This window comes from Pseudomonas sp. GW531-T4 (genome assembly GCF_017349615.1).
In the GTDB taxonomy this organism is placed as follows: domain Bacteria; phylum Pseudomonadota; class Gammaproteobacteria; order Pseudomonadales; family Pseudomonadaceae; genus Aquipseudomonas; species Aquipseudomonas chlororaphis_I.
Window position 1 is genome coordinate 18800 of the sequence record NZ_JACMZT010000016.1, and the last position, 24472, is coordinate 43271.

Annotated in this window: 22 protein-coding genes; 11 read left to right on the forward strand and 11 right to left on the reverse strand. The window is 62.9% G+C overall.

Annotated features, from left to right (window positions below):
* Positions 1–13: 13 nt before the first annotated feature.
* Positions 14–601, reverse strand: a complete 588-nt coding sequence (locus J4D28_RS14870; RefSeq protein ID WP_009046706.1) for a TIGR00730 family Rossman fold protein — start codon at positions 599–601, stop codon at positions 14–16.
* A 349-nt stretch (positions 602–950) separates the two neighbouring features.
* Between J4D28_RS14870 and azu the strand changes: the two genes are divergently transcribed.
* Entirely contained in the window at positions 951–1397 is a 447-nt protein-coding gene (azu, locus tag J4D28_RS14875; protein ID WP_009046707.1) for an azurin, read from the forward strand.
* A 190-nt stretch (positions 1398–1587) separates the two neighbouring features.
* On the opposite strand, the gene nadE is transcribed toward azu, so the two are convergent.
* The 3 genes from nadE to J4D28_RS14890 all read right to left on the reverse strand — a co-directional run bounded on the left by nadE (position 1588) and on the right by J4D28_RS14890 (position 4781).
* Positions 1588–2415, reverse strand: a complete 828-nt coding sequence (gene nadE / locus J4D28_RS14880) for an ammonia-dependent NAD(+) synthetase (RefSeq protein WP_016704116.1) — start codon at positions 2413–2415, stop codon at positions 1588–1590.
* Positions 2416–2418: 3 nt separating this feature from the next.
* Positions 2419–3645, reverse strand: a complete 1227-nt coding sequence (gene pncB / locus J4D28_RS14885; protein ID WP_009046709.1) for a nicotinate phosphoribosyltransferase — start codon at positions 3643–3645, stop codon at positions 2419–2421.
* A gap of 230 nt (positions 3646–3875) precedes the next feature.
* Positions 3876–4781, reverse strand: coding sequence for a LysR family transcriptional regulator (locus J4D28_RS14890; RefSeq protein ID WP_081362828.1), 906 nt, complete (start codon positions 4779–4781; stop codon positions 3876–3878).
* 163 nt (positions 4782–4944) lie between these two features.
* Between J4D28_RS14890 and J4D28_RS14895 the strand changes: the two genes are divergently transcribed.
* The 9 genes from J4D28_RS14895 (at position 4945) to J4D28_RS14935 (ending at position 16239) form a co-directional block, all read left to right on the forward strand.
* Entirely contained in the window at positions 4945–6435 is a 1491-nt protein-coding gene (locus tag J4D28_RS14895) for an aldehyde dehydrogenase family protein (RefSeq protein ID WP_016704115.1), read from the forward strand.
* A gap of 87 nt (positions 6436–6522) precedes the next feature.
* The gene (locus J4D28_RS14900) at positions 6523–7806 is read left to right on the forward strand and encodes an FAD-binding oxidoreductase (protein ID WP_103330879.1); all 1284 of its coding nucleotides are present in this window, start codon (positions 6523–6525) and stop codon (positions 7804–7806) included.
* A gap of 362 nt (positions 7807–8168) precedes the next feature.
* Positions 8169–9305, forward strand: a complete 1137-nt coding sequence (locus tag J4D28_RS14905) for a branched-chain amino acid ABC transporter substrate-binding protein (protein ID WP_009046713.1) — start codon at positions 8169–8171, stop codon at positions 9303–9305.
* Between the two features lie 179 nt (positions 9306–9484).
* Positions 9485–10399: an ABC transporter permease subunit gene (locus tag J4D28_RS14910; protein ID WP_009046714.1), complete on the forward strand. Its 915-nt coding sequence runs from the start codon at positions 9485–9487 to the stop codon at positions 10397–10399.
* Positions 10400–10401: 2 nt separating this feature from the next.
* Positions 10402–11697: a high-affinity branched-chain amino acid ABC transporter permease LivM gene (livM, locus tag J4D28_RS14915; protein WP_009046715.1), complete on the forward strand. Its 1296-nt coding sequence runs from the start codon at positions 10402–10404 to the stop codon at positions 11695–11697.
* Positions 11694–12569, forward strand: coding sequence for an ABC transporter ATP-binding protein (locus tag J4D28_RS14920; RefSeq protein ID WP_009046716.1), 876 nt, complete (start codon positions 11694–11696; stop codon positions 12567–12569). Before livM ends, J4D28_RS14920 begins: the two co-directional genes overlap by 4 nt.
* Positions 12566–13285, forward strand: a complete 720-nt coding sequence (locus J4D28_RS14925; RefSeq protein ID WP_009046717.1) for an ABC transporter ATP-binding protein — start codon at positions 12566–12568, stop codon at positions 13283–13285. The genes J4D28_RS14920 and J4D28_RS14925 overlap by 4 nt, the downstream gene beginning before the upstream one ends.
* 1006 nt (positions 13286–14291) lie before the next feature.
* The gene (locus tag J4D28_RS14930) at positions 14292–15059 is read left to right on the forward strand and encodes an SDR family oxidoreductase (RefSeq protein ID WP_016704113.1); all 768 of its coding nucleotides are present in this window, start codon (positions 14292–14294) and stop codon (positions 15057–15059) included.
* Between the two features lie 274 nt (positions 15060–15333).
* Complete coding sequence (locus J4D28_RS14935) at positions 15334–16239, forward strand: cation diffusion facilitator family transporter (protein WP_016704112.1); 906 nt, start codon at positions 15334–15336, stop codon at positions 16237–16239.
* A gap of 101 nt (positions 16240–16340) precedes the next feature.
* Here the strand turns inward: J4D28_RS14935 and J4D28_RS14940 are convergent, their stop codons facing one another.
* From J4D28_RS14940 to J4D28_RS14970, 7 genes are all read right to left on the reverse strand, one after another.
* Positions 16341–17474, reverse strand: a complete 1134-nt coding sequence (locus tag J4D28_RS14940; protein WP_103330878.1) for an AGE family epimerase/isomerase — start codon at positions 17472–17474, stop codon at positions 16341–16343.
* 170 nt (positions 17475–17644) lie between these two features.
* Positions 17645–18217, reverse strand: a complete 573-nt coding sequence (locus J4D28_RS14945) for a HupE/UreJ family protein (protein WP_009046720.1) — start codon at positions 18215–18217, stop codon at positions 17645–17647.
* A 36-nt stretch (positions 18218–18253) separates the two neighbouring features.
* Entirely contained in the window at positions 18254–18868 is a 615-nt protein-coding gene (gene ureG, locus J4D28_RS14950) for an urease accessory protein UreG (RefSeq protein WP_009046721.1), read from the reverse strand.
* Positions 18869–18921: 53 nt separating this feature from the next.
* Entirely contained in the window at positions 18922–19596 is a 675-nt protein-coding gene (locus J4D28_RS14955; RefSeq protein WP_028683724.1) for an urease accessory protein UreF, read from the reverse strand.
* Complete coding sequence (gene ureE / locus J4D28_RS14960) at positions 19593–20093, reverse strand: urease accessory protein UreE (RefSeq protein ID WP_023970250.1); 501 nt, start codon at positions 20091–20093, stop codon at positions 19593–19595. Before ureE ends, J4D28_RS14955 begins: the two co-directional genes overlap by 4 nt.
* Before the next feature lie 267 nt (positions 20094–20360).
* On the reverse strand, positions 20361–20993 hold the full coding sequence (locus tag J4D28_RS14965; protein ID WP_009046724.1) for a TetR family transcriptional regulator: 633 nt from the start codon (positions 20991–20993) through the stop codon (positions 20361–20363).
* A gap of 240 nt (positions 20994–21233) precedes the next feature.
* Positions 21234–21614, reverse strand: a complete 381-nt coding sequence (locus J4D28_RS14970; RefSeq protein ID WP_041988576.1) for a hypothetical protein — start codon at positions 21612–21614, stop codon at positions 21234–21236.
* Positions 21615–22003: 389 nt separating this feature from the next.
* Between J4D28_RS14970 and J4D28_RS14975 the strand changes: the two genes are divergently transcribed.
* Positions 22004–24079, forward strand: coding sequence for an AsmA family protein (locus J4D28_RS14975; RefSeq protein WP_103330877.1), 2076 nt, complete (start codon positions 22004–22006; stop codon positions 24077–24079).
* The last annotated feature ends 393 nt before the right edge of the window (positions 24080–24472 follow it).

Here is a 24472-nt window from a genome sequence, read left to right on the forward strand (position 1 = left end):
CGGGGGCCGGCGGTTAATCGGGTTTTTGCTCGGCCCATTTGGGGGCGACCGTGGGTTGCCAGGCCTCCAGCGCATCCAGCAGTTTGCGCGGCGAATCGCTCACTTGCAGCATGTCACGGTGCGGGGCGCGAACGAAGCCTTCGCCGACGATGTGATCGAGAAAACCCGTGAGTTTCTCGTAGAAGCCATTCACTTCCAGCAACCCCAGGGGCTTGGCGTGATAGCCCAGCTGGCCCCAGGTCCAGACCTCGAACAACTCTTCCAGGGTGCCCAGGCCACCCGGCAGCGCGATAAAGGCATCGCTCAGCTCGGCCATGCGTGCCTTGCGGGCGTGCATGCCGTCGACCACCTCCAGGCGCGTCAGGCCCGGATGGCCGATTTCCTTGTCCTTGAGGCTCTGGGGAATGATGCCGATGACTTCACCGCCGGCCGCCAGGGCCGCGTCGGCGACTAGGCCCATCAGGCCGACAGCGCCACCGCCATAGACCAGGGTCAGTTTGCGTTCGGCCAGATGGCGCCCGAGGGCTTCGGCGGCCTCGCGGTAGGCCGGGTTGGTGCCGGTGCTGGCACCGCAGAACACGCATACAGACGTTAAAGACATGCCTTACTCCATGGTCGGTGAGGGCCACAGAGTAATGGCTGGTCGGCCGCGCTCCAAGGGTCAATCCTCGCGGCGGGGGCTTTCATAGGTGCCGCTGGCGCCACAGGCGTAGGCGGCGAGCAGGCTGCGGAACAGGCTGTTGAGGTGCATGGCAGACACTCCGATAGTGATGTGCGCCGAGCATAGATCCGCGGCCGTTGGCTGGCTGTTTGATTCTCTCGATCAAGCCGATAGCGCAAAGTTGTATACAATTTCTTGATTTGAATCATAGGAACTTGTGAAAAATTCAGGCAGTCTTCACCCTCATGGATTCAGATGGATTTTGTTAACCCTGCCTTGGAGATTCACCATGTTTGCCAAACTCGTTGCGGTATCCCTGTTGACACTGGCCAGCAGCCAGCTGATGGCCGCCGAATGCAAGGTCGATGTCGACTCTACCGACCAGATGTCCTTCAACACGAAGGAAATCACCATCGACAAGAGCTGCAAGACCTTCACCGTGAACCTGACCCATTCCGGCAGCCTGCCGAAGAACGTCATGGGCCATAACTGGGTGCTGAGCAAAAGCGCGGACATGGCCGGCATCGCGACCGACGGCATGGCTGCCGGCATCGACAAGGACTACCTGAAACCAGGCGACAGCCGCGTCATCGCCCACACCAAGATCATCGGCTCTGGCGAAAAAGACTCGGTGACTTTCGACGTGTCGAAGCTGACCGCGGGCGAAAGCTACGAGTTCTTCTGCTCGTTCCCGGGCCACAACTCGATGATGAAAGGCGCCGTGGTGCTGAAGTGATCGGTTGATTCCGAGTGAAAAAAAGCGCCCTTCGGGGCGCTTTTTTGTGGGCGGTCGGTCGTGGGCAAGCCTGGCACCCACAAGCTTTTGCAGGAGCGAAGCTTGCTCGCGATAACGCCAGCCCGGCCAACACACAACAAAAAGCCCGCCGAGGATTTCCCGCGGCTGGCTTTTGCGTCACCTCATCACCTCAAGGCGCGAACGGCATCACACGTTTGTGATGGGTCTTGTTGTAGGTGTTGCAGATGATCTTGAACGCTTCCTCGCGTACCGGCTGGCCGTGGAGGAAGGCGTCGATCTCGGCGTAGGTCACGCCGTGGGAGGCTTCATCCGGCTTGCCGGGAGACAGGTCTTCGAGGTCGGCGGTAGGGATCTTCTCCACCAGCGACTCCGGCGCGCCGAAATGCCGGGCAACGGCGCGCACCTGGTTCTTCACCAGCCCGCTCAGCGGCGCCAGGTCGCAGGCGCCGTCGCCGAACTTGGTGAAGAAGCCCATCACCGCTTCGGCGGCGTGGTCGGTGCCGATCACCAGGCCGTGGGCGGCGCCGGCGATGGTGTACTGCGCGACCATGCGCATGCGCGCCTTGGTATTGCCGAGCACAAAGTCCCGGGTTACCGCCTGATGGCCTTCGAAGGCCGCCACTTCATTGGCCAGGGACTTGACCGCCGGTCCGATGTTCACGGTGTGGCGCTCGTCGGGTTCGATGAAGTCCACCGAGGCCTGGGCATCGTGCTCGTCGAACTGCACGTCGTACGGCAGGCGCACGGCGATGAAACGATAGCCCTGGTCGCCGCTGCTGGCGCGCAGTTCGCGCACCGCGCGCTGGGCCAGCAGGCCCGCGGTCAGGGAGTCGACGCCACCGCTGATGCCCAGTACCAGGGTCTTGAGCCCGGAATTGAGCAGGCATTGCTGGATGAACGCGACCCGCCGGGCGACTTCTGCCTCGAGATCGGCCTGGTCCTTGAAAGGGGGTTGGACCTTGAGCTGTTCAGCAATCTCACGCTGTACGGCTTGCATGATTCACTCCTTGCTTGATGTGCCAGAAAGGGCGGCAGGTACTTGGAAAACGTGGCGCAGATAAGCGACGAAGTTGGGATCCTTGCAATGGGTCTTGCCCGCTTCGTCGGAGATCTTGGCGACGGGCTGGCCATTGCAGGCGGCCATTTTAAGCACGATGCTCATCGGCTCGACACCGGGAATATCGCACGTCAGGTTGGTGCCGATACCGAAGCTGACATTGATCCGACCACGCAGCGCGCGAAAAATCTCCAGGGACTTGGGCAGCGTCAGACTGTCGGAGAACACCAGGGTCTTGCTCATCGGCTCGATGCCCAGTTTCAGGTAATGGGCGATAGCCTTTTCCGCCCAGACGATCGGATCGCCCGAGTCGTGGCGCAAACCGTCGAACAGCTTGGCGAAATACAGATCGAAATCGTTGAGGAAGGCGTCGGTGGTGATGCAGTCGGTCAGGGCGATCCCCAGCAGGCCACGGTATTCGCGGACCCAGCAGTCGAGGGCGGCGATCTGGCTGTCGATCAGCCGCGGCCCCAGTTGCTGGTGGGCCATGATCCACTCATGGGCCATGGTGCCCAGGGGTTTCATGTCCAGCTCGCGGGACAGGTGCACGTTGCTGGTGCCGACGAAACGCCCGGGGAAGTCGTGCTTGAGCACGTTCACCACTTCTTCCTGGACCCGGTACGAGAAGCGCCGACGGGTGCCGAAGTCGGCCACTTGCAGGTGCGACAATTCGTCGGCGCTGGCGTTGGCGCTCAGCCAGTCGAACTTGCGATACAACTGTTCGCGGGCCTGCTCCAGGACGACTTCGCGGTAGCGATAGCGGTTACGCACCTCGCTGACGATCGCCAGCATCGGCACTTCGAACAGGATCACGTGCAGCCAGGGCCCACGCAGGCGGATGAACAGCTCGCCGTTCTCGATACCGGTATGCACATAGCGCAGGTTGAAGCGGAACAGCCCGAGAAAGCGCAGGAAGTCCGGCTTCAGGAAGCTGATGCGCTCCAGAAAGCTCAACTGGTCGGCGCTCAGGCTCAGGTCGGCCAGGCGCTCGAACTGATAGCGGATCTCCGCCAGATAAGGGCGCAGGTCCTCGCTGTTGCGGCAGCGGAATTCCCATTCGACTTCCACATTGGGGTAGTTGTGCAGCACCGCCTGCATCATGGTCAGTTTGTAGAAGTCGGTGTCGAGCAGGTTCTGCACGATGCGATCGGCAAACACACTCTCGCTCATAACGGGAATCTCCATGCTGGCCACGATGAAGGACGTGGCTTTCCAGCTTGTTCAATGAAGGCAGTAGTGGCGCATATCCGCTGTGGGTTTTGCCAGCGTTTTTTGCTTGGGGACGATGTCGAGGCTGATGGTCTCATCGCGGGCAAGCCTCGCTCCTACAGATACGGCGTTGCTGGGTAGGAGCGAGGCTTGCCCGCGATAGCGCCCGTGCGGCCTGCATCCGTCCCGGATCAGGTCGGCGTCGGGCTGTCGATCTGCTCCAGCATCCAGCGTACGAACTCCCGTACCTTGGGCACTTCGGCCGCATGTTCAGGGTAGGCCAGGTAGTAGGCATCGTGGCTGGGCATCGCGTAGTCCCAGGCCAGCACCAGCTTGCCCTCGGCCAGCTCTTCCTCCACCAGGAACCGCGGCAGCAGGGCCACGCCGCAGCCGACCTGGGCGGCCCGGATACACATGTAGAAGGTTTCGAAGCGCGGACCATGATAGCTGTGCTCGGTGTGGTAACCCTGGCTGTCGAACCAGTCATGCCAGGCCTGCGGCCGCGAGGCCAGTTGCAGCAGCACCAGTTCGGCCAGTTGCGTCGGGTCGGTGAAGGGCTTGTCCGGCAGGCTACCGGGCGCGCAGACCGCCACCAGCTCTTCGCCGAACAGCTTCAGGCACTCGGTGCCGGGGCGCGAGCCCTGGCCGAAATAGAACGCCATGTCGCTGCGGCCTTGCAGCAGGTCGTCGGCTTCCTGTTCGTTGCACAGGTCCAGGTGGATCTGCGGATGGCGCAGGCGCCAGCCCTTGAGACGCGGCACCAGCCAGCGCGCGCCGAAGGTCGACGGGGTGGACACCCGCAGGACTTCGGTTTCGCCACCGTAGGAACGCAGGTAATGGGTCGACATCTCGATCTGCGAGAGGATCTTGCGCACTTCCACCAGGTACAGGTCGCCGGCCGGGGTCAGTTGCAGGCGCCGGCGTACCCGGCGAAACAGCAGGTGCTGCAGGAGTTCTTCCAGCTGCGCGACCTGCTTGCTGACCGCGCTCTGGGTCAGGTTCAGTTCCTCGGCGGCGCGGGTGAAGCTCAGGTGCCGGGTGACGGCCTCGAAACACTGCAGGGCGGTGATCGAGGGCAGGTAGCGTTTGTTCAGCATCGAGGGTTCCTTGTTCTTGTCTCGGCTGCGCAGCATGAATAAACGGAATGATATCTCGCCTAATCGTCGTTTGTTGGCAAGTCTCGGGCCGGCTACAACTACAGATCTGAATAGCCGTGTCAGCGGCTGCGATTTTTTGCTTTCCATCTGTAAGGAGTGACCCATGGTTGCCGCATTGCTTGATCGTCTTGGTGTGAACCCGGCCCTGTATCAATCGGGCAAGCAGCCCGTGCATTCGCCGATCGACGGCAGCCGCATCGCCTCCGTGAACTGGCAGGGCGCGGCCGAGGTGGAACAGCAGGTCAGTCGCGCGGAGCATGCATTCGAGCTGTGGCGCAAGGTGCCGGCACCGCGTCGCGGCGAGCTGGTGCGCCAGTTCGGCGAAGTGCTGCGCGAATACAAGGCCGACCTCGGCGAGCTGGTGTCCTGGGAAGCCGGCAAGATCACCCAGGAAGGCCTGGGCGAAGTGCAGGAAATGATCGACATCTGCGACTTCGCGGTCGGCCTGTCGCGCCAGCTGTACGGCCTGACCATCGCCTCCGAGCGCCCAGGCCATCACATGCGCGAAACCTGGCACCCGCTGGGCATCGTCGGGGTGATCAGCGCGTTCAACTTCCCGGTCGCGGTCTGGGCCTGGAACACCACCCTGGCGCTGGTCTGCGGCAACCCGGTGATCTGGAAACCCTCGGAAAAGACCCCGCTGACCGCCCTGGCCTGCCAGGCGTTGTTCGAGCGCGTGCTGAAGAACTTCAGCGATGCCCCCGAATACCTGAGCCAGGTGATCATCGGTGGGCGCGACGCCGGCGAAGCGCTGGTGGACGACCCGCGCGTGGCCCTGATCAGTGCCACCGGCAGCACCCGCATGGGCCGCGAAGTGGCGCCGAAAGTCGCCGCGCGTTTCGCCCGCAGCATCCTCGAACTGGGCGGCAACAACGCGATGATCCTGGGACCGAGCGCCGATCTGGACATGGCCGTGCGCGCCATCCTGTTCAGCGCCGTCGGTACCGCCGGCCAGCGCTGCACGACATTGCGCCGGCTGATTGCCCATGAATCGGTGAAGGAAGAAATCGTCACCCGCCTCAAGGCCGCCTATTCCAAGGTGCGCATCGGCCATCCGCTGCAAGGCAACCTGGTCGGCCCGCTGATCGACAAGCACAGCTTCGACAACATGCAGGATGCGCTGGAGCAGGCCCTGAGCGAGGGCGGCCGGGTGTTCGGCGGCAAGCGCCAGCTGGAAGACCAGTTCCCCAACGCTTATTACGTGTCGCCGGCGATCGTCGAGATGCCGGAGCAGAGCGACGTGGTGTGCAGCGAGACCTTCGCGCCGATTCTCTACGTGGTGGGCTACAGCGATTTCGCCGAGGCGCTGCGCCTGAACAATGCCGTGCCGCAAGGCCTGTCGTCCTGCATCTTCACCACCGATGTGCGTGAGGCCGAGCAGTTCATGTCGGCGGTGGGCAGCGACTGCGGCATCGCCAACGTCAACATCGGCCCCAGCGGCGCGGAAATCGGCGGCGCCTTCGGTGGCGAGAAAGAAACCGGCGGCGGCCGCGAATCCGGTTCCGATGCCTGGCGCGCCTATATGCGCCGGCAGACCAACACCGTGAACTACTCGCTGGAGTTGCCATTGGCCCAAGGCATCAGTTTTGAGTAGCAGCGGCAAGCTGCAAGCCACAAGCTGCAAGTGAGGTTGCTTGCAGCTTGACGCTTGTAGCTGACCGCTGCTCCGCAAGGAGCTCCTATGTCGTTACGCGAAGAATGCCTGTGGGAAAAACTGACGCCGCAAAGGCCTGACAATGCCCCGCTCAAGGGCGAGGTCACGGTGGATGTCTGCGTGATCGGCGCGGGCTTTACCGGCCTGTCGGCCGCCGTGCACCTGCTGGAGCAGGGCAAGAGAGTCTGTGTACTGGAAGCCCATCGCACCGGTCACGGTGGTTCGGGGCGCAACGTGGGGCTGGTGAACGCGGGGATGTGGATCCCACCGGACGAGATCGAAGCCGGTTTCGGCGAGGCGGTCGGCAGCCAGCTCAACCGCATGCTGGGGGCGGCGCCGGCCCTGGTGTTCAGCCTGATCGACAAATACCGCATCGATTGCCAGCTGCGCCGCGAAGGCACCTTGCACATGGCGCACAACGCTCGGGGCGAGGCCGACCTGCGCAGCCGGGAAGCCCAGTGGAAGCGCCGGGGCGCGCCGGTCGAGCTGTTGACCGGGGCGGCCTGTGAAACCGCCACCGGCACCCGGAAGATCGCCGCCGCCTTGCTCGATCGCCGGGCCGGCACGGTCAATCCGATGGCCTATGTCAGTGGCCTGGCCAAGGCCACGGTCGACCTGGGGGGGCAGCTGTTCGACCACTCGCCGGTGACCCGTCTCGAACGCCAGGGCCAGCGCTGGTCGGTGCAGACCGCGCAAGGCTCGGTGCTGGCCGAGCAGGTGGTGATTGCCTCCAACGCCTACACCGAAGGCGACTGGACCGAATTGCGGCGCAATTTCTTCCCCGGTTACTACTACCAGGTCGCTTCCAGGCCGCTGACCGAGGACGCCGCGCAGCGGATCCTGCCGGGTGGCCAGGGCTCCTGGGATACCCGCCAGGTGCTCAGCAGCATTCGCCGGGACGCCGACGGCCGCCTGTTGCTGGGCAGCCTGGGCAATGGCAACCAGAAGCCGGCCTGGTTCCTCAAGGCCTGGGCCGACCGGGTGCAGCAGCATTATTTCCCCTACCTGAAAACGGTGGAGTGGGAGTGCACCTGGACCGGCTGCATCGCCTTTACCCCCGATCACCTGATGCGCCTGTTCGAGCCGGCGCCCGGCCTGGTGGCCGTCACCGGCTACAACGGCCGGGGCGTGACCACGGGCACCGTGGTTGGCAAGGCGTTCGCCGATTACCTGTGTAACGGAAATCCTCAGGCCTTGCCGATTCCCTTCGCCCCCATGCAGCCCCTGGCCGGCGTGGGCTTGCGCAGTTGCCTGTACGAGGCCGGGTTCTCGCTGTATCACGCGGGCCAGTGCCTGCGCATCGTTATCTGACGGAGGAAATATGTTGCACGGTGCGGCGCTTTTCGGCGCAGCGACTAGCCTGTAGTGGTGCGGGGCGTAGCAGTCCCGCACCAGTAGTGTGCAGTTCGGTTACGCAGGCTGTTACAGGCTGGTTGCACGTTGATTTGCGCCGCGGTTGCAATGATGGCGCAGGCGGGTTGCGCCTGATGTTTTGTAGGGTTTTACCTTCCGCGGTTTAGACGGTTGCACGCCCAATAAAAAAGGGCTCGAAACAGTCGAAATAACAATAAAAGAGCGACTTTTTTCAGAATAAAAAACCAATGGCACGGCCCTTGCTCTGAGCATTCGGTGAAGTCGCAGTGCCAACTAAAAAAACCTTGGAGCACCACCTCATGTCCCAGACGTTTTACAAGAAAGGCTTTCTGGCCCTCGCAGTGGCAGCTGCGTTGGGCGTTTCTGCGTTTGCTCAGGCCGACCTCAAGATCGGCGTAGCGGGTCCCATGACAGGCGCCAACGCGGCATTTGGCGAGCAGTACATGAAGGGTGCACAGGCAGCGGCTGACGAAATCAACGCCAAGGGCGGCGTCAACGGCGAGAAGATCGTCCTGGTCAAGGGCGACGACGCCTGCGAACCGAAACAGGCTGTGGCCGTAGCCAACCGCCTGGTCGACCAGGACAAGGTGATCGGCGTGGTCGGGCACTTCTGCTCCTCCAACACCATCCCCGCTTCCGAGGTGTACGACGAAGCTGGCGTGATCGCCATCACCCCGGGCTCCACCAACCCGCAGGTCACCGAACGTGGCCTCTCCGCCATGTTCCGCATGTGCGGGCGTGACGACCAGCAGGGCATCGTCGCCGGCGACTACATCGTCGATGTGCTCAAGGGCAAGAAAGTCGTGGTGCTGCACGACAAGGACACCTATGGCCAGGGCCTGGCGGACGCCACCAAGGCACAGCTGAGCAAGCGCGGCGTGACGCCGGTGCTGTACGAAGGCCTGACCCGTGGCGAAAAAGACTTCAGCGCCGTGGTCACCAAGATCCGCGCCGCCGGTGCCGATGTCGTCTACTTCGGCGGCCTGCATCCGGAAGCCGGCCCGCTGGTCCGCCAGCTGCGCGAGCAGGGCCTGAAAGACGTCAAGTTCATGTCCGACGACGGTATCGTCACCGACGAACTGGTGACCACCGCTGGCGGCCCGCAGTACGTCGACGGTGTGTACATGACCTTCGGCGCCGACCCACGCCTGCTGCCGGACAGCAAGACTGTGGTCGACGCTTTCCGCAAGGCCGGCACCGAGCCTGAAGGCTACACCCTGTATGCCTACGCGTCGGTCCAGGCCCTGGCTGCCGGCTTCAACGGCGCCAAATCCAACAAGGGCGAAGACGCCGCCAAGTGGCTCAAGGCCAACCCGGTGAAAACCGTGATGGGCGAGAAGACCTGGGACGCCAAGGGCGACCTGAAAGTCTCCGACTACGTGGTTTACCAGTGGGACAAGGACGGCAAATACCACCAGCTGGAAAAACAGAAGTGACATGAGCGTCCGGGCAGGCCGGCCCATCCTCCAGGGGAGGGCGCAGGCCTGCCGCATGCGTGTCCGTGCAGTACCTGTCTTTTCTCGTAGAGCTGCACAACTGTCGTGTTGCGCGGGTGGTTGAACCCCAGGCCGTCGTATCCGCTGTGTGCAGTCTCTCAAATGCGTGAGATTGCGTTATGGATGGTATTTTCCTGCAGCAACTGATCAATGGACTGACCCTCGGGTCTGTCTATGGTCTGATCGCCATCGGCTACACAATGGTCTATGGCATCATTGGCATGATCAACTTCGCCCACGGCGAGGTTTACATGATTTCCGCTTACCTCGCGGCAATCAGTCTGGCTCTGCTGGCCTACTTCGGCATCGAATCCTTCCCGCTGCTCATTCTCGGTACCCTGGTCTTCACCGTCGTCGTGACGGGGATCTACGGCTGGGTCATCGAGCGCGTCGCCTACAAACCCCTGCGCAACTCCACCCGCCTGGCGCCGCTGATCAGCGCCATCGGGATCTCGCTGATCCTGCAGAACTACGCGCAGATCAGCCAGGGCGCCAAGCAACAAGGTGTACCGACGCTGCTGGCCGGCGCCTGGAAGGTCGAGATCGGCACCGGTTTCGTCCAGCTCACCTACACCAAGATCTTCATCCTGGTGGCAGCATTCGCCGGCATGGCGTTGCTCACCTACATCATCAAGTACACCAAGCTCGGCCGCATGTGCCGCGCCACCCAGCAAGACCGCAAGATGGCCTCGATCCTCGGGATCAACACCGACCGGGTGATTTCCTACGTGTTCATCATCGGCGCCGCCATGGCTGCGCTGGCGGGTGTACTGATCACCATGAACTACGGCACGTTCGACTTCTATGCCGGCTTCGTCATCGGCATCAAGGCGTTCACCGCGGCGGTCCTCGGCGGTATCGGTTCGCTGCCGGGCGCGATGCTCGGCGGGATCATCCTCGGGATCTCCGAGTCGCTGTTCTCCGGTCTGATCAACTCCGACTACAAAGACGTGTTCAGTTTCTCGCTGCTGGTGCTGATTCTGATCTTCCGTCCCCAAGGCCTGCTGGGTCGCCCACTCGTGGCGAAGGTATAAGTATGTCTGCTGCCAATAAACCGATTGATATCAAAAAGAGCGTCATCGACGCCGTGCTGGCCGGGCTGATCTCGCTGATCGTGTTCGGTCCTATCGTGGGTGTGGTACTCGAGGGCTACAGCTTCAACCTGCAACCGGCCCGCGTCGGCTGGCTAGTGGCGATCGTGATGATCGGCCGCTTTGCCTTGAGCCTGTTCCTGCAGACGCCCAAGGGCCTGAGGATCCTCCAGGGTTTCGAAAGCAGCAGCTCCGGTGTGCATGTGCGGGCGCCGGACTACAAGTCGCGGCTGCGCTGGATCATCCCGGCGCTGATCGTGATCGCCATCGTCTTCCCGTTCTTCGCCAACAAGTACCTGCTGACCGTGGTCATCCTCGGCCTGATCTACGTGCTGCTGGGCCTGGGGCTGAACATCGTGGTTGGCCTGGCCGGGCTGCTCGACCTGGGGTACGTGGCGTTCTACGCCATCGGTGCCTACGGCCTGGCGCTGGGTTACCAGTACCTGGGCCTGGGCTTCTGGACCGTGCTGCCCCTGGCCGCCCTCGCCGCGGCGCTGGCGGGGTGCATACTCGGCTTCCCGGTGTTGCGCATGCACGGTGACTACCTGGCCATCGTGACCCTGGGCTTCGGCGAGATCATCCGCCTGATCCTCAACAACTGGCTGTCCTTCACCGGCGGCCCGAACGGCATGCCGGTGCCGTCGCCGACCATCTTCGGCCTGGAGTTCGGACGGCGGGCGAAGGATGGCGGGGTGCCGTTCCACGAGTTCTTCGGCCTGGAATACAACCCCAACCTGAAATTCCTGTTCATCTACATCGTGCTGTTCATCGTGGTGCTGCTGGTGCTCTACATCAAGCACCGGCTGACCCGCATGCCGGTCGGCCGGGCCTGGGAAGCGCTGCGCGAAGACGAGATCGCCTGCCGCGCCATGGGCCTGAACCATGTGCTGGTGAAACTCTCGGCCTTCACCATCGGCGCCTCGACCGCCGGCCTGGCCGGGGTGTTCTTCGCCAGCTACCAGGGCTTCGTGAACCCCTCGTCCTTCACCTTCTTCGAGTCGGCGCTGATCCTGGCCATCGTGGTCCTGGGCGGCATGGGTTCGACCGTCGGCGTGGTGATCGCGGCGTTCGTGCTAACCGTGGCGCCGGAGCTGCTGCGCAGTTTCTCCGAGTACCGGGTGCTGCTGTTCGGCATCCTCATGGTGTTGATGATGATCTGGCGACCCCGGGGCCTGATTCGTATCAGCCGCACCGGCGTGACCCCGCGCAAGGGTGCCTTGACCGAGAGGAGCGCATCATGAGCGATGAAGTGATCCTGAAGGTCGAGAACCTGATGATGCACTTCGGTGGCATCAAGGCCCTGAGCGACGTCAGCCTGGAGGTCAAGCGCAACTCCATCTTCGCCCTGATCGGCCCCAACGGTGCCGGCAAGACCACGGTGTTCAACTGCCTGACCGGTTTCTACAAGGCCACGGGCGGGCATATCGCCCTGAATACCCGGGGCACGCCGACCAATGTCATCAAGCTGCTGGGCGAGCCGTTCCGGGTGACCGACTTCGTGTCGCCCAAGCGTTTTGCCAGCCGGCTGTTCTACAAGATGTTCGGCGGTACCCATCTGGTGAACCGGGCGGGCCTGGCGCGGACCTTCCAGAACATTCGCCTGTTCAGGGAAATGTCGGTGCTGGAGAACCTGCTGGTGGCCCAGCACATGTGGGTCAACCGCAACCTGCTGTCCGGCATCCTCAATACCAAGAGTTACCAGAAGGCCGAAAGCGATGCGCTGGACCACGCCTTCTACTGGCTGGAAGTGGTGGACCTGGTGGACTGCGCCAACCGCTTGGCCGGCGAGTTGTCCTACGGCCAGCAACGCCGCCTGGAAATCGCCCGCGCCATGTGCACCCGGCCGCAGATCATCTGCCTCGACGAACCGGCCGCCGGCCTCAACCCCCAGGAAACCGAAGCGCTCAGCGCGATGATCCGGCTGCTGCGCGACGAGCATGACCTGACCGTGGTGCTGATTGAACATGACATGGGCATGGTGATGAGTATTTCCGACCATATCGTGGTGCTCGACCACGGTAACGTGATCGCCGAGGGCGGGCCCGAAGCGATCCGCAACGACCCGAAAGTGATTGCCGCCTACCTGGGTGCGGACGAAGAGGAGCTGGTATGACGACTGCACCTATCCTCGAACTCAAGGACCTGGACGTGTACTACGGGCCGATCCAGGCCCTGAAGAAAGTCTCGCTGCACATCAACGAAGGTGAAACCGTGAGCCTGATCGGCTCCAACGGTGCCGGCAAGTCCACGCTGCTGATGTCGATTTTCGGCCAGCCGCGGGCCGAGTCCGGGCAGATCATCTATCGCGGTGTGGACATCACCCACAAGTCCTCGCACTACATCGCCTCCAACGGCATCGCCCAGTCGCCGGAAGGGCGCCGGGTGTTTCCGGACATGACGGTGGAAGAGAACCTGCTGATGGGCACCATCCCCATCGGCGACAAGTACGCCACCGAAGACATGCAGCGCATGTTCGAACTGTTCCCGCGGCTCAAGGAACGTCGGACCCAGCGGGCCATGACCATGTCCGGCGGCGAGCAGCAGATGCTCGCCATCGCCCGCGCGCTGATGAGCCGTCCCAAGCTGCTGTTGCTGGACGAACCGAGCCTGGGGCTGGCGCCGATCGTGGTGAAGCAGATCTTCGCCACCCTGCGCGAGCTGGCCTCCACCGGCATGACCATCTTCCTGGTCGAGCAGAACGCCAACCACGCGCTGAAGCTGTCGGACCGGGCCTATGTGATGGTCAACGGCGAGATCCGCCTGAGCGGTACCGGCAAGGAACTGCTGGTCAACGAGGAGGTGCGTAACGCGTATCTGGGCGGGCACTGAGCCTGCGTACTGTGGATAAGACCTGCCCCGCCGGTTCGCGCCGCCGGGGCATTTTTTATCCACATCCTGTCCTTGTAGGAGCGAGGCTTGCCCGCGATGAACGATAACGCGGTGTACCGAACTCATGCGGTGAGCTGATCGCGGGCAATCGAGCGTCGACCGGCTGCTCCTACAGAAGCTGGCGGCAGCGGATGACCTTGTCCACAGCCGAAACCGAAAATTGTGGAAAACATTCTGCGCAAGCTGGCAAAGCGCGGCATAAAGACGCTGCAAATAGTTGTTTTGCCACGGTTTTGACTTGTCCCCGTTTGCTGTGGAACTGGCTGTGGGTAACGTGGGAGTAGCTGGCTGTACGCCTTGATCGGCGTGGCCTGCAGGCGGTTGATTGTTTTTTGATCAGGCTTTTTTGCCGGACCTCGAGCAGCCGTTGTCAACCTTTTTATTGTCGCAGGCAAAGGGCGAAAACACCCTGGACAAGCCTGTGGATAAGTCTGTGACTAAACTCTGGAAAGACTCGCCAAGGCAGCGTCGTTACTGGCTTGAAGCCATCCCCTGCCTGACCGCCCGGCCGCCTTCGTCGGCCGGGGCTGCATGGACGCCATGCCCGGGTCAAGCAAAAAACTTTCTAAAACCGCCTGCAGCCCCTGTGGATAGCGGCTTGCAGACTTTTGCACTTGCCCCCAAAGACTGTGGAGCGTCCTGTGGATAAGGTGCGTGCATATGGCTGCGGGCCAGGAAAGCCGGGGCTTTGCTGGTGTTGGTCGTTTTCTGTACAGTTGCGTCCCTGTAGCCGCTGCCGAAGGCTGCGATAAGGCCCGGAGGGCCTTTCAACGATCTTGAAGAGCACGCCCTCTTCGAGGTCGATCGCAGCCTTCGGCAGCGGCTACAGGGGAAGCTGATAGCCTGGCTCGCACAACCTCCGGTTGCCGCTGCGATTCAGGCCGGGCATGCTGCGAAACGATTTTTCATTTCCACGGCGGTTCGACGCCCCAGCAAGGAGAACACCATGACTTCCACCCTGTTTATTACCGGCGCGACCTCCGGTTTTGGCGAAGCCTGTGCCCGTCGTTTTGCCGAGGCCGGCTGGTCGCTGGTGCTGACCGGGCGCCGCGAAGAGCGTCTCAACGCCCTGTGCGCCGAACTGTCGAAGCAGACCGAAGTGCACGGCCTGGTGCTCGATGTGCGGGACCGCAAGGCCATGGAAGAAGCGATCGCCAACCTGCCGCCGTCCTTCGCCAAGCTGCGCGGGCTGATCAACAACGCCGGCCTGGCCCTGGGGGTCGACCCGGCGCCCAAGTGCGACCTGGACGACTGGGACACCATGGTTGACACCAACATCAAGGGCCTGATGTACAGCACCCGCCTGCTGTTGCCACGGCTGATCGCCCATGGCCGCGGCGCCGGCATCGTCAACCTCGGTTCCATCGCCGGCAACTACCCGTATCCGGGCAGCCACGTGTATGGCGCGAGCAAGGCGTTCGTCAAACAGTTCTCCCTGAACCTGCGTTGCGACCTGCAAGGCACCGGTGTGCGGGTGACCAACATCGAGCCGGGCCTGTGCGAAAGCGAGTTCTCCCTGGTGCGCTTCAAGGGCGACCAGGAGCGTTATGACGCCACCTATGCCGGTGCCGAGCCGATCCAGCCGCAGGACATCGCCGACACCATCTTCTGGGTGCTCAACACGCCGGCCCACGTCAATATCAACAGCCTGGAGCTGATGCCGGTAAGCCAGACCTGGGCCGGCTTCGCCATCGAGCGCAACGCCAAGGGCTGAATGCTCCGCCTGTAGCCGCTGCCACAGGCTGCGATCGACCGGGAACCGGTCGCAGGATCTCAAGATCTCAAGATCTCAAGATCGCTGAAGGTCCTGCGACCAACGTGGCCCGGACCATCGCAGCCTGCGGCAGCGGCTACATGCCTCGCTGCCGATGCGTTTGGCAACACAACCGTTCAGGCCCGAATCAGCCCGCACAAGGTAGACTCCCGCTCCGCAACCCACCGCGGCCTTGCATCAAGGCTGCGATTTCAAAGGTTCTCGAGGAGGAAATGTGAGTAACCGAGGTGAGCAGGTACTGCTCAAACAATCGACCATCCTGATGTTCGCCGTGGCGATCGCCGCGATCGTCACGGGGTTTTTTTCCGGTTCCCAATCGATTCTGTTCGATGGTTTTTTTTCGCTGATCGCGACCGTCATCAAGGTCCTGATGCTGATCACCGCCAAGCTGATCGCCAAGGAAAGCAACCAGCGCTTTCAGTTCGGCTTCTGGCACCTGGAACCGATGGTGCTGCTGATCGAAGGCAGCTTTTTGTTGCTGATTGCGATCTACGCCTTTCTCAGCGGTATGTTCGGCATCATCAACGGTGGCCGTGAGATCGAACTGGGCCTGGTGATCCCTTTTGCGATGGCGCTTAGCGTCGTCTGCTTCGCCTATTTCTTCTACGTCCGTTATCGCAATCGCACGTTGAAATCCTCGTTGATCCAGTTCGACAACGTCAGCTGGCTGGTGGACGCGATGCTCTCGGTCGGCTTGCTGGTGAGCTTTCTCATCGCGTTGCTGCTCAAGACCCAGGGTTATGGCCAATGGGCCGCTTACGTCGACCCGTCAATCCTGATCCTGCTGGCCCTGAGCATGCTTGCGCCGGCCCTCAATATTCTCAAGCCAGCGTTACGCGATGTACTGGGAATTGTCCCGGACCAACTGGATGACAAGGTTCGCCAAGTGATGGACAAGGCGAAAGTCGAGCACGGCTTTGCCGACTACATCTCGTATGTGCAGAAGCATGGACGGGCGCGGTTCATCGAGATTCACATCGTGCTGCCGGCGGACTATCCGTTGCAGGGCGTGGCGACGCTGGACACGCTGCGCGAGGAGATATCCACACAGCTTGGCAAGGCGGATGCGGCGCGCTGGCTGACCATCAGCTTTACCGGCGATCGCAAGTGGATTGCCTGAGGCCTTCCTGAGCGCAGGTGCTCAACCGCGAGCAAGCTCGCTCCTACAAAGGACCACGCGATCCTGTAGGAGCGAAGCTTGCTCGCGATAGCGGTTGACGATCAGCCGAAGTATTCGGCCAGACCGAGATAACAGGTCGCCAGGTGATAAGGCGTGGTCGACGGCATGTCCCGGCGGCTGAGTACGCCATGGGCGTCCAGGCATTCGTTCCAGCCCTTGGCATGCAGGAAGTGTTTTTGCAGCGCCCGCAACTGGTGTTGCAGGCGTTCGGCGCTGCCCTGGCGCAAGGTCAGGGCGCGCAGGTATTCGGCCTGGGCCCAGATGCGTTGGGTCGGGTCGAGCACGCCGCCCTCGACACTCAGCATCCCGCTCACCGCGCCACTGTGGTTATCCACACCGACCTGCTCGGCATAGGCAAAGGCCCGTTCCAGCGAGGCCTGCAACGGGCAGCCACGCAGCAGGGCCGAGGATTGCAGCAGGAAGAACCATTCGAACTGATGCCCCGGCTCGAACCAGTTATCCACAGCCCCCAGCGGTTTCTCCATCATCAGCCCATGCTGTGGCTCGATGAAGCGTTGCTGCATGCCCTCGCACAAGGCCAGCAATGCGCCTTGCACGGCGGCGTCGTCACGCACGGCCAGAGTAGCGAGGAAGGCTTCGGCCAGGTGCATCAGCGGGTTCTGCAACGGACCGGAGGCCAGGGACGACCAGTCTTCGGCGAGGACTGCCTCGTACAGGCCATCGCCGCTGGCAAAACGCTCGGCCACCACTTTCAGCGCGGCGTTGAGCACCGACTCCACCAGCGGCTCGCGGACCTTGGCCCAGTAATGGGCGCAGGCAAAGATGATGAAGGCGTGGGTATAGAGGTCTTTGCGCCTGTCCAGCGGCGTGCCTTGGGCATCGATGCTGTAGAACCAGCCGCCATGTTCGGCGTCGTGGAAGTGCCGTTGCAGGGAACGGAACAGCGCCGCGGCGCGCTCTTGGGCAAGCGGCGTACGGCCATCGCCGATCAGGCTGGAAAACAGGTACAGCTGCCGGGCGCAGGCCATGGCCCGATAACGTTGCGGCGGCAGCGGGGCATGCTCGGCGTCCAGCGCCTCGAAGGGCAAAGCCAGCTCCGGATTCCAGCCCGGCCCCTGCCAGAGCGGCACGATCACGGTGTGGAAATGCTGCTGTACGGCCTTGAATAGGGCGGTCGATTCAGACGGGGAAACGGGGCTGGAAACATCGGGCATTGGCTGGCGTCGTCACGGCAGGGTGGAATGCGCGACATGGTAGCAGAGAAGGCCCCGGGGAGCGGTGTCGGGCCGGCGCCCGTAATCGCGAGCAAGCTAGCTCCTACAGTGACGGCGCTGTTCCTGTAGGAGCGAGCTTGCTCGCGAAAAAATGCCTCAAACGACGCGCATCAGCCAGCCAGTAACCAGGCACCGGTCAGTGCCGAGGCCGCACCCGCCAGGCGTACCAGCGGCGCGGCGGCCTGTGGCAGGACCCGTACCACGGCGTAACCGGCCGCGTGCAGTGCCGCGGTGGCAGCGACGAAGCCTGCGGCATAGGTCCAGGGGCTGGACATGTCCGGCAGTTCCAGGCCGTGGGCCACACCGTGGAACAGGGCGAACAGCGCAGTGGCGGCCACCGCCAGGCTTAGCGGCGGACGCACCGCCAAAGCCACGGCCAGGCCGAGGGCCAGGACCGATGCGGCGATCCCGCTTTCCAGGGCCGGCAGGTTCAGCCCTTCAAAACCCAGCACGCCGCCGATCAGCATGGTGCCGACGAAGGTGCAGGGCAGTGCCCAGCGCGCCGCGCCTTGCTGCTGCGCGGCCCACAGGCCGACCGCAACCATCGCCAGCAGGTGGTCGAGGCCGCCGATCGGGTGGCTGATGCCGGCCATCAGGCCGTTGTCGCCGTGGCCCGGGTGAGCGAAGGCCAGGGCCGGTGTCAGCAGCAGGGCGAGGGTGCCGAGAATACGTTTGAGGGTCATGGACAGGCTTCCTTGTTGAGCTTTTGAAAATAACGATCAGGCCGCGGTCAGCAGTCCCTGGCGTTCGATAAAGGCGATGATTTCCTCCAGGCCCTGGCCGGTCTTCTGATTGCTGAAGACGAACGGTTTGCCGCCGCGCATGCGCCGGGTATCGCCGTCCATCATCTCCAGCGAAGCGCCGACCAGGGGCGCCAGGTCGATCTTGTTGATCACCAGCAGGTCGGACTTGCAGATGCCCGGGCCGCCCTTGCGCGGCAGCTTGTCGCCCGCCGACACGTCGATCACATAGATGGTCAGGTCGGACAGCTCGGGGCTGAAGGTCGCCGACAGGTTGTCGCCGCCGGACTCCACCAGAATCAGGTCGAGGCCGGGAAAGCGCCGGTTCAACTGGTCCACCGCTTCGAGGTTGATCGAGGCGTCTTCGCGAATCGCCGTGTGCGGGCAGCCACCGGTTTCCACGCCGATGATGCGCTCGGGCGCCAGGGCCTCGTTGCGCACCAGGAAGTCGGCGTCTTCGCGGGTGTAGATATCGTTAGTCACCACTGCCAGGTTGTAGCGCTCGCGCAGGGCCAGGCACAGGGCCAGGGTCAGGGCGGTCTTGCCGGAGCCCACCGGGCCGCCGATGCCGACACGCAGAGGTTGTGTGTTCATGCGACTCTCCAAAATAAAAGACACCCAAGTAAAAGGCGCCGAAGTAAAAGGACTTATGAACGGAACAGGCGGCTGTACTGGCGCTCATGGGCCATGCACGCCAGGGACAGGCCGAAGGCGGCGCTGCCGTAATGTTCGGGGTCGAGGTTCGAGGCATTGCGCTGGGCCTGTTGTAGCAGCGGCAGCAGTTCGCTGGTCAGGCGCTGGGCGGCCTGCTGGCCCAGGGGCAGGGTTTTCATCAGCACCGCCAGCTGGTTTTCCAGCCAGCTCCATAGCCAGGCGGCCAGGGCGTCCTGCGGGCTGATCCGCCAGGCGCGCGCGGCCAGGGCCCAACCCAGGGCCAGGTGTGGCTCGGTGATCTGCTCGAGAAAGGCGCGGGCTGGCGCATCCAGCTCCGGCAGGCCGTTCAGCAACTGTTGCAGGGAATAGCCCATCTGCCGGCTTTCCTGGTGCAGCTCGCGGGTTTCGCGGCTGGCGCGATGTTCCTGGCACAGCTGCAACAGCTGCGCCCAGTCCTCGTCCGTGGCCGCCTGACAATGGGCCAGCAACAGCGGCGCTTCGAAGCGCGCCAGGTTGAGCAGCAACTGGTCGCCGATCCAGCGCCGGGCGCTGTGCGGGTCGTTGACCGTGGCCTGTTCCACGGCCATCTCCAGGCCCTGGGAATAGCTGTAGCCGCCGATCGGCAGCTGTGGACTGGCCAGGCGCAGCAGGGCCCAGGCGGGATTCATGGGCGCACGCCGAACTGGTGCAGCCGTGGCGCGTAGTTGAAGTCCTCGTCGCCGTGGCGGGAGTGATGGTGGCCACCGCCGTAGGCGCCGTGTTCCGGCTGGAACGGCGCCTCGATGGTTGCGGTGCTGGCGCCGAGCTGTTCGAGCATGGCCTTGAGCACATAGTCGTCCAGCAGGCGCAGCCAGCCATCGCCGACTTGCAGGGCAACGTGGCGGTTGCCCAGGTGGTAGGCGGCGCGGGTCAGTTCAAAGGCATTGCGGCAGGTGACATGCAGCAGGGTTTCCGCACGCGCGCAGACCCGCACGATCCGGCCATCCTCGGCTTGCAAGCATTCGCCATCGTGCAGCGGCGGCTGGCCACGCTCCAGAAACAGCCCGACGTCTTCGCCGTCGGCACTAAAACAGCGCAAGCGGCTTTTGCTGCGGGCTTCGAAGGTCAGGTGCAACTCGGCGGACCAGTCGGGTTGCGGCGCGATTCTGCGATGAATCACCAGCATTTGAAGGCTTCCAGCTATGAGCGATGCAGGGTGTAGAGCAAGTGCCTTGCCAATCGCCCGGTCTGATCGGAAACAGGGGGGAAGCGCCTGAAAATGGGGCAGGCTTCTGTTTTATTTTGTTACAAATTCAGGATTCGAGCTGATTTATAGCACTGACTTGGTGCGCTGTGCTGTTTTTTGATGCGCGACAGAGCGCCGCTCTGGCGCAAGCCAAAGCGGGCAGATAAGGCGTGGAGGAGGTGGGGGCGGTTCAGCGAAGCGGCGGAGTTATTCGGTGCTGCCCAGCCCTTGCCAATGCTTGAGGCCGATAAAGATGAAACGCAGCTGCTGGGTGATCTTCGCCTGGGGCGTGAGGTGCTCGGGCAGGGCTTGCGCGGGCGGGTCGATGATGTCCGGCAAGGTGGCGAACACACTTTTGACGATCAGGTCGGCCATCACCGTCAGGTCGGCGATGTTCAGGTGTTGCAGCTTGGGCATCAGGGTCAGGTCGGCCGCCAGGTCGGAACTGATGTTTTCCCGCAGGCTGGCGATCGCCTGGCGCACCGGCAGCGAACCGCCGTACTGCTCGCGGGCGAGAAACAGGAACTGCGAGCGGTTGGCCGCCACCACGTCGAGGAAGATCCGTACCGAGGCATCGATGATGCCGCCCATGACAAATTCGTTATGGCGCACCAGGCGGATGGTTGCGCGGAAGGTCTGGCCGACTTCGCTGACCAGTTCCAGGCCAAGCTGGTCCATATCGGCGAAATGCCGGTAGAAACCGGTCGGCACGATGCCGGCGGTTTTCGCCACTTCGCGCAGGCTCAGGCTGCCGAATCCGCGGCCGCATTCCATCAGGTGGCGGGCAGCGTCCATCAGAGCGTTGCGAGTCTGTTGTTTCTGTTCGGCGCGGGGCAGCATCGGCTGACTGGTTTTCTGATCAAGAGAGCGGCGCACTCTAGCAAATCAACTTTGCCGGCGTCGAACCTGGTGGGGGCGGTGGATTGAAGGCGAGGCTTGGATCGGAGTGGTGGAGCGCAGGACTAAAACGGCGCAGCTCAGGAAAAAACAAAGCCCGATCCAGGGACCGGGCTTTTCTGTAGAGGCATCATAGGCTTGACTCACAGCTGGGTTGCATTAGGCCAAACGGTCGTTGCCGTCTTAAACCAGACCTTTCTCTTCCAGGCGATCACGGCCGCCTTCAGCTACAGCTTGGCCCAGGGGAGTGCGATCGAAGCCGTCTTCAGCCAGGGTCTGACCTTGTGGGGTGCGGTCGCTACCGTCGGAAGCCAGGGTCTGGCCTTGTGGAGTGCGGTCGCTGCCATCGGAAGCCAGGGTCTGGCCTTGTGGGGTGCGGTCGCTGCCGTCGGAAGCCAGGGTCTGGCCTTGTGGAGTGCGGTCGCTACCGTCGGCAGCCAGGGTCTGGGTGAATACCGAGGTGCTTGCTTTGACTTGTGGGGTAGCCTGTTCAGCGGCTGGCAGGGCGAAAGCGTTGGCTGCCAGGATCGAGAGGGTCAGGCTAAGCAGTAATTGGCGTTTCATGATGAGTTGCTCCTTGGAAGGGCGATAAAGTGGGTACGGAGCCAATGTTACGCGCGCTAAATCGATATAAAAGTTCATAAAGACAATGGTAATAATCAACAGAATTGATTGTTCGGCCCGAGGGCTCTAGAACGGGCGTTTTCGAAGAAGGGTTTTGCACCGGGGTGGGTATTTTCGACCCATCTGCGCCTCGCAAAAGTGCGGCGGCGGTAACGCCAAGCTGGCGCTTCGGTCAGAAAAATCCGTGCTTTTGTGTCTGAGTCGCGGCTTTTGGGTTAAACCTGCGGGCCGTTTGTCAGTCCTAGTTTCCATGACCGGTGGATTTCAACCCCGGCAGTTCATAAGGGCGTCGCCATCCAGGCGCCCGTCAGCAGTCAGGAGCCCTGTGCATGACGCGCACCCGTAAAATTCTCGCCTGGACAGTCGGTAGCCTTTTCCTGCTGCTGGCCGTGCTGGTACTGATCATCGCGTTCTTCGATTGGAACCGGATCAAGCCGCCCCTCAATGCCAAAGTCTCCGAAGAACTGCATCGCCCCTTCGCCATCAACGGCAACCTGGCGGTGATCTGGCAGCGCGAACTCGACGAAGGCGGCTGGCGGGCCTGGGTGCCCTGGCCGCACGTGGTGGCCGAAGACCTGACCCTAGGCAACCCCGAGTGGTCCAAGGCGCCGCAGATGGTCAGCCTCAAGCGCGTCGAATTGCGCATTTCACCCCTGGCATTGCTGGCGCAGCGCGTGCGCATTCCGCGTATCGACCTCACCGAGCCGAATGCCGCCCTCGAGCGCCTGGCCGACGGCCGCGCCAACTGGACTTTCCAGTTCGACCCGAAAGACCCGAACGCCGAACCCTCCAACTGGGTGGTGGACATCGGCGCCATCGGCTTCGACAAAGGGCATGTCATCCTCAATGACCAAAACCTGAAAACCCGCCTCGACCTGCTGATCGACCCACTGGGCAAGCCGATTCCGTTCAGCGACATCGTTGGCGACAAGGCGGCGAAGAAAGCCGAGGAGAAGGGCGCAGCTCCCCAGTCCTACGCCTTTGCCTTCAAGGCCAAGGGGCAGTATCACGGGCAGGCCCTGGCCGGCTCCGGCAAGATCGGCGGCCTGCTGGCGCTGCAGGATGCGAGCAAGCCGTTCCCGCTGCAGGTCCAGGCAATGATCGGCGATACCCGCGTCGAACTGGCCGGCACCCTGACCGACCCGCTGAACCTCGGCGCGCTGGATCTGCGCATGAAGCTCGCCGGCACCAGCCTGGGCAACCTGTACCCGCTGACCGGCGTGACCCTGCCGGACTCGCCGGCCTATGCCACCGATGGTCACCTGAGCGCGCAGCTGCGCGATCCGGCCGGGGCGAAGTTCCAGTACCAGGACTTCAACGGCAAGATCGGCGACAGCGACATTCATGGCAACCTGACCTACGTCGCCAGCCAGCCGCGACCCAAGCTGACCGGCGCGCTGGTGTCCAATCAGTTGCTGTTCAGCGACCTGGCGCCGCTGATCGGTGCCGACTCCAATGCCGAGCAGAAGGCCCGTGGTGGCGACAGCAAGCAACCGGCGGACAAGGTGCTGCCGGTGGAAGCGTTCCGCACCGAGCGCTGGCGTGACATGGACGCCGATGTCGAATTCACCGGCAAGCGCATCGTCCAAAGCGCCGATTTGCCCTTCACCGACCTGTACACCCATCTGGTGCTCGACGACGGGCGCCTGAGCCTGGAGCCGCTGCGTTTCGGCGTGGCCGGCGGCAAGCTGGATGCGCAGATTCGCCTCAATGGCCAGGCCGCGCCGCTGGAAGGCCGGGCCAAACTGACTGCGCGCAACTTCAAGCTCAAGCAGCTGTTCCCGACCTTCGAGCTGATGAAAACCAGCTTCGGCGAACTCAACGGCGATGCCGATATCGCCGGGCGCGGCAATTCGGTGGCGGCCCTGCTCGGCAGCGCCAACGGCGAGCTGAAGATGCTGATCAACGACGGTGCCATCAGCCGCAGCCTGATGGAGATCGCCGGGCTCAACGTCGGCAACTATGTGATCGGCAAGATGTTTGGCGACAAGGAAGTGAAGATCAATTGCGCCGCCGCCGACTTCGGCATCAAGACCGGCCTGGCCACCAGTCGTCTGTTCGTGTTCGATACCGAGAACGCGATCGTCTACATCGACGGCACCGCGAACATGGCCAGCGAGCAACTGGACCTGACCATCACACCTGAGTCCAAGGGCCTGCGTCTGTTCTCCCTGCGCTCGCCGCTCTATGTGCAAGGCAAGTTCATCAAGCCGGAGGCCGGGGTCAAGGCCGTGCCGCTGATGTTGCGCGGCGCCGGCATGGTGGCGCTGGGGGTGATCGCCGGGCCGGCGGCCGGGTTGCTGGCGCTGGTGGCGCCGAGCGGTGGCGAGCCGAACCAGTGCGCGCCGCTGCTCGAGCAGATGCGCTCGGGCAAGGCGCCGGTGGCGGTCAAGCCGACCCGCTAAGGCCCGCTTTTCTGTAGGAGCAGCCGGTCGACGCTCGATTGCTCGCGATGAACGATAACGCGGTACTACAGGCACTCCGCGGCGCCTGAATCGCGGGCAAGCCTCGCTCCTACGGGGAGGATGGCCCCACGCATCCAGTGTAGGAGCGAAGCTTGCTCGCGATGAACGATAAGGCGGTATTACAGGCACTTCGCGGTGCCTGAATCGCGGGCAAGCCTCGCTCCTACGGGGAGGATGGCCCCACGCATCCAGTGTAGGAGCGAAGCTTGCTCGCGATGAACGATAACGCGGTACTAGAGGCACTCCGCGGCGTCTGAATCGCGGGCAAGCCTCGCTCCTACGGGGAGGATGGCCCCACGCATCCAGTGTAGGAGCGAAGCTTGCTCGCGATGA

Bases quoted from the DNA above. Each gene is read 5' to 3' on its own strand.
- J4D28_RS14870 (WP_009046706.1), bottom strand. From the start codon at position 601: ATGTCTTTAACGTCTGTATGCGTGTTCTGCGGTGCCAGCACCGGCACC.
- azu (WP_009046707.1), top strand. From the start codon at position 951: ATGTTTGCCAAACTCGTTGCGGTATCCCTGTTGACACTGGCCAGCAGC.
- nadE (WP_016704116.1), bottom strand. From the start codon at position 2,415: ATGCAAGCCGTACAGCGTGAGATTGCTGAACAGCTCAAGGTCCAACCC.
- pncB (WP_009046709.1), bottom strand. From the start codon at position 3,645: ATGAGCGAGAGTGTGTTTGCCGATCGCATCGTGCAGAACCTGCTCGAC.
- J4D28_RS14890 (WP_081362828.1), bottom strand. From the start codon at position 4,781: ATGCTGAACAAACGCTACCTGCCCTCGATCACCGCCCTGCAGTGTTTC.
- J4D28_RS14895 (WP_016704115.1), top strand. From the start codon at position 4,945: ATGGTTGCCGCATTGCTTGATCGTCTTGGTGTGAACCCGGCCCTGTAT.
- J4D28_RS14900 (WP_103330879.1), top strand. From the start codon at position 6,523: ATGTCGTTACGCGAAGAATGCCTGTGGGAAAAACTGACGCCGCAAAGG.
- J4D28_RS14905 (WP_009046713.1), top strand. From the start codon at position 8,169: ATGTCCCAGACGTTTTACAAGAAAGGCTTTCTGGCCCTCGCAGTGGCA.
- J4D28_RS14910 (WP_009046714.1), top strand. From the start codon at position 9,485: ATGGATGGTATTTTCCTGCAGCAACTGATCAATGGACTGACCCTCGGG.
- livM (WP_009046715.1), top strand. From the start codon at position 10,402: ATGTCTGCTGCCAATAAACCGATTGATATCAAAAAGAGCGTCATCGAC.
- J4D28_RS14920 (WP_009046716.1), top strand. From the start codon at position 11,694: ATGAGCGATGAAGTGATCCTGAAGGTCGAGAACCTGATGATGCACTTC.
- J4D28_RS14925 (WP_009046717.1), top strand. From the start codon at position 12,566: ATGACGACTGCACCTATCCTCGAACTCAAGGACCTGGACGTGTACTAC.
- J4D28_RS14930 (WP_016704113.1), top strand. From the start codon at position 14,292: ATGACTTCCACCCTGTTTATTACCGGCGCGACCTCCGGTTTTGGCGAA.
- J4D28_RS14940 (WP_103330878.1), bottom strand. From the start codon at position 17,474: ATGCCCGATGTTTCCAGCCCCGTTTCCCCGTCTGAATCGACCGCCCTA.
- J4D28_RS14945 (WP_009046720.1), bottom strand. From the start codon at position 18,217: ATGACCCTCAAACGTATTCTCGGCACCCTCGCCCTGCTGCTGACACCG.
- ureG (WP_009046721.1), bottom strand. From the start codon at position 18,868: ATGAACACACAACCTCTGCGTGTCGGCATCGGCGGCCCGGTGGGCTCC.
- J4D28_RS14955 (WP_028683724.1), bottom strand. From the start codon at position 19,596: ATGAATCCCGCCTGGGCCCTGCTGCGCCTGGCCAGTCCACAGCTGCCG.
- ureE (WP_023970250.1), bottom strand. From the start codon at position 20,093: ATGCTGGTGATTCATCGCAGAATCGCGCCGCAACCCGACTGGTCCGCC.
- J4D28_RS14965 (WP_009046724.1), bottom strand. From the start codon at position 20,993: ATGCTGCCCCGCGCCGAACAGAAACAACAGACTCGCAACGCTCTGATG.
- J4D28_RS14970 (WP_041988576.1), bottom strand. From the start codon at position 21,614: ATGAAACGCCAATTACTGCTTAGCCTGACCCTCTCGATCCTGGCAGCC.
- J4D28_RS14975 (WP_103330877.1), top strand. From the start codon at position 22,004: ATGACGCGCACCCGTAAAATTCTCGCCTGGACAGTCGGTAGCCTTTTC.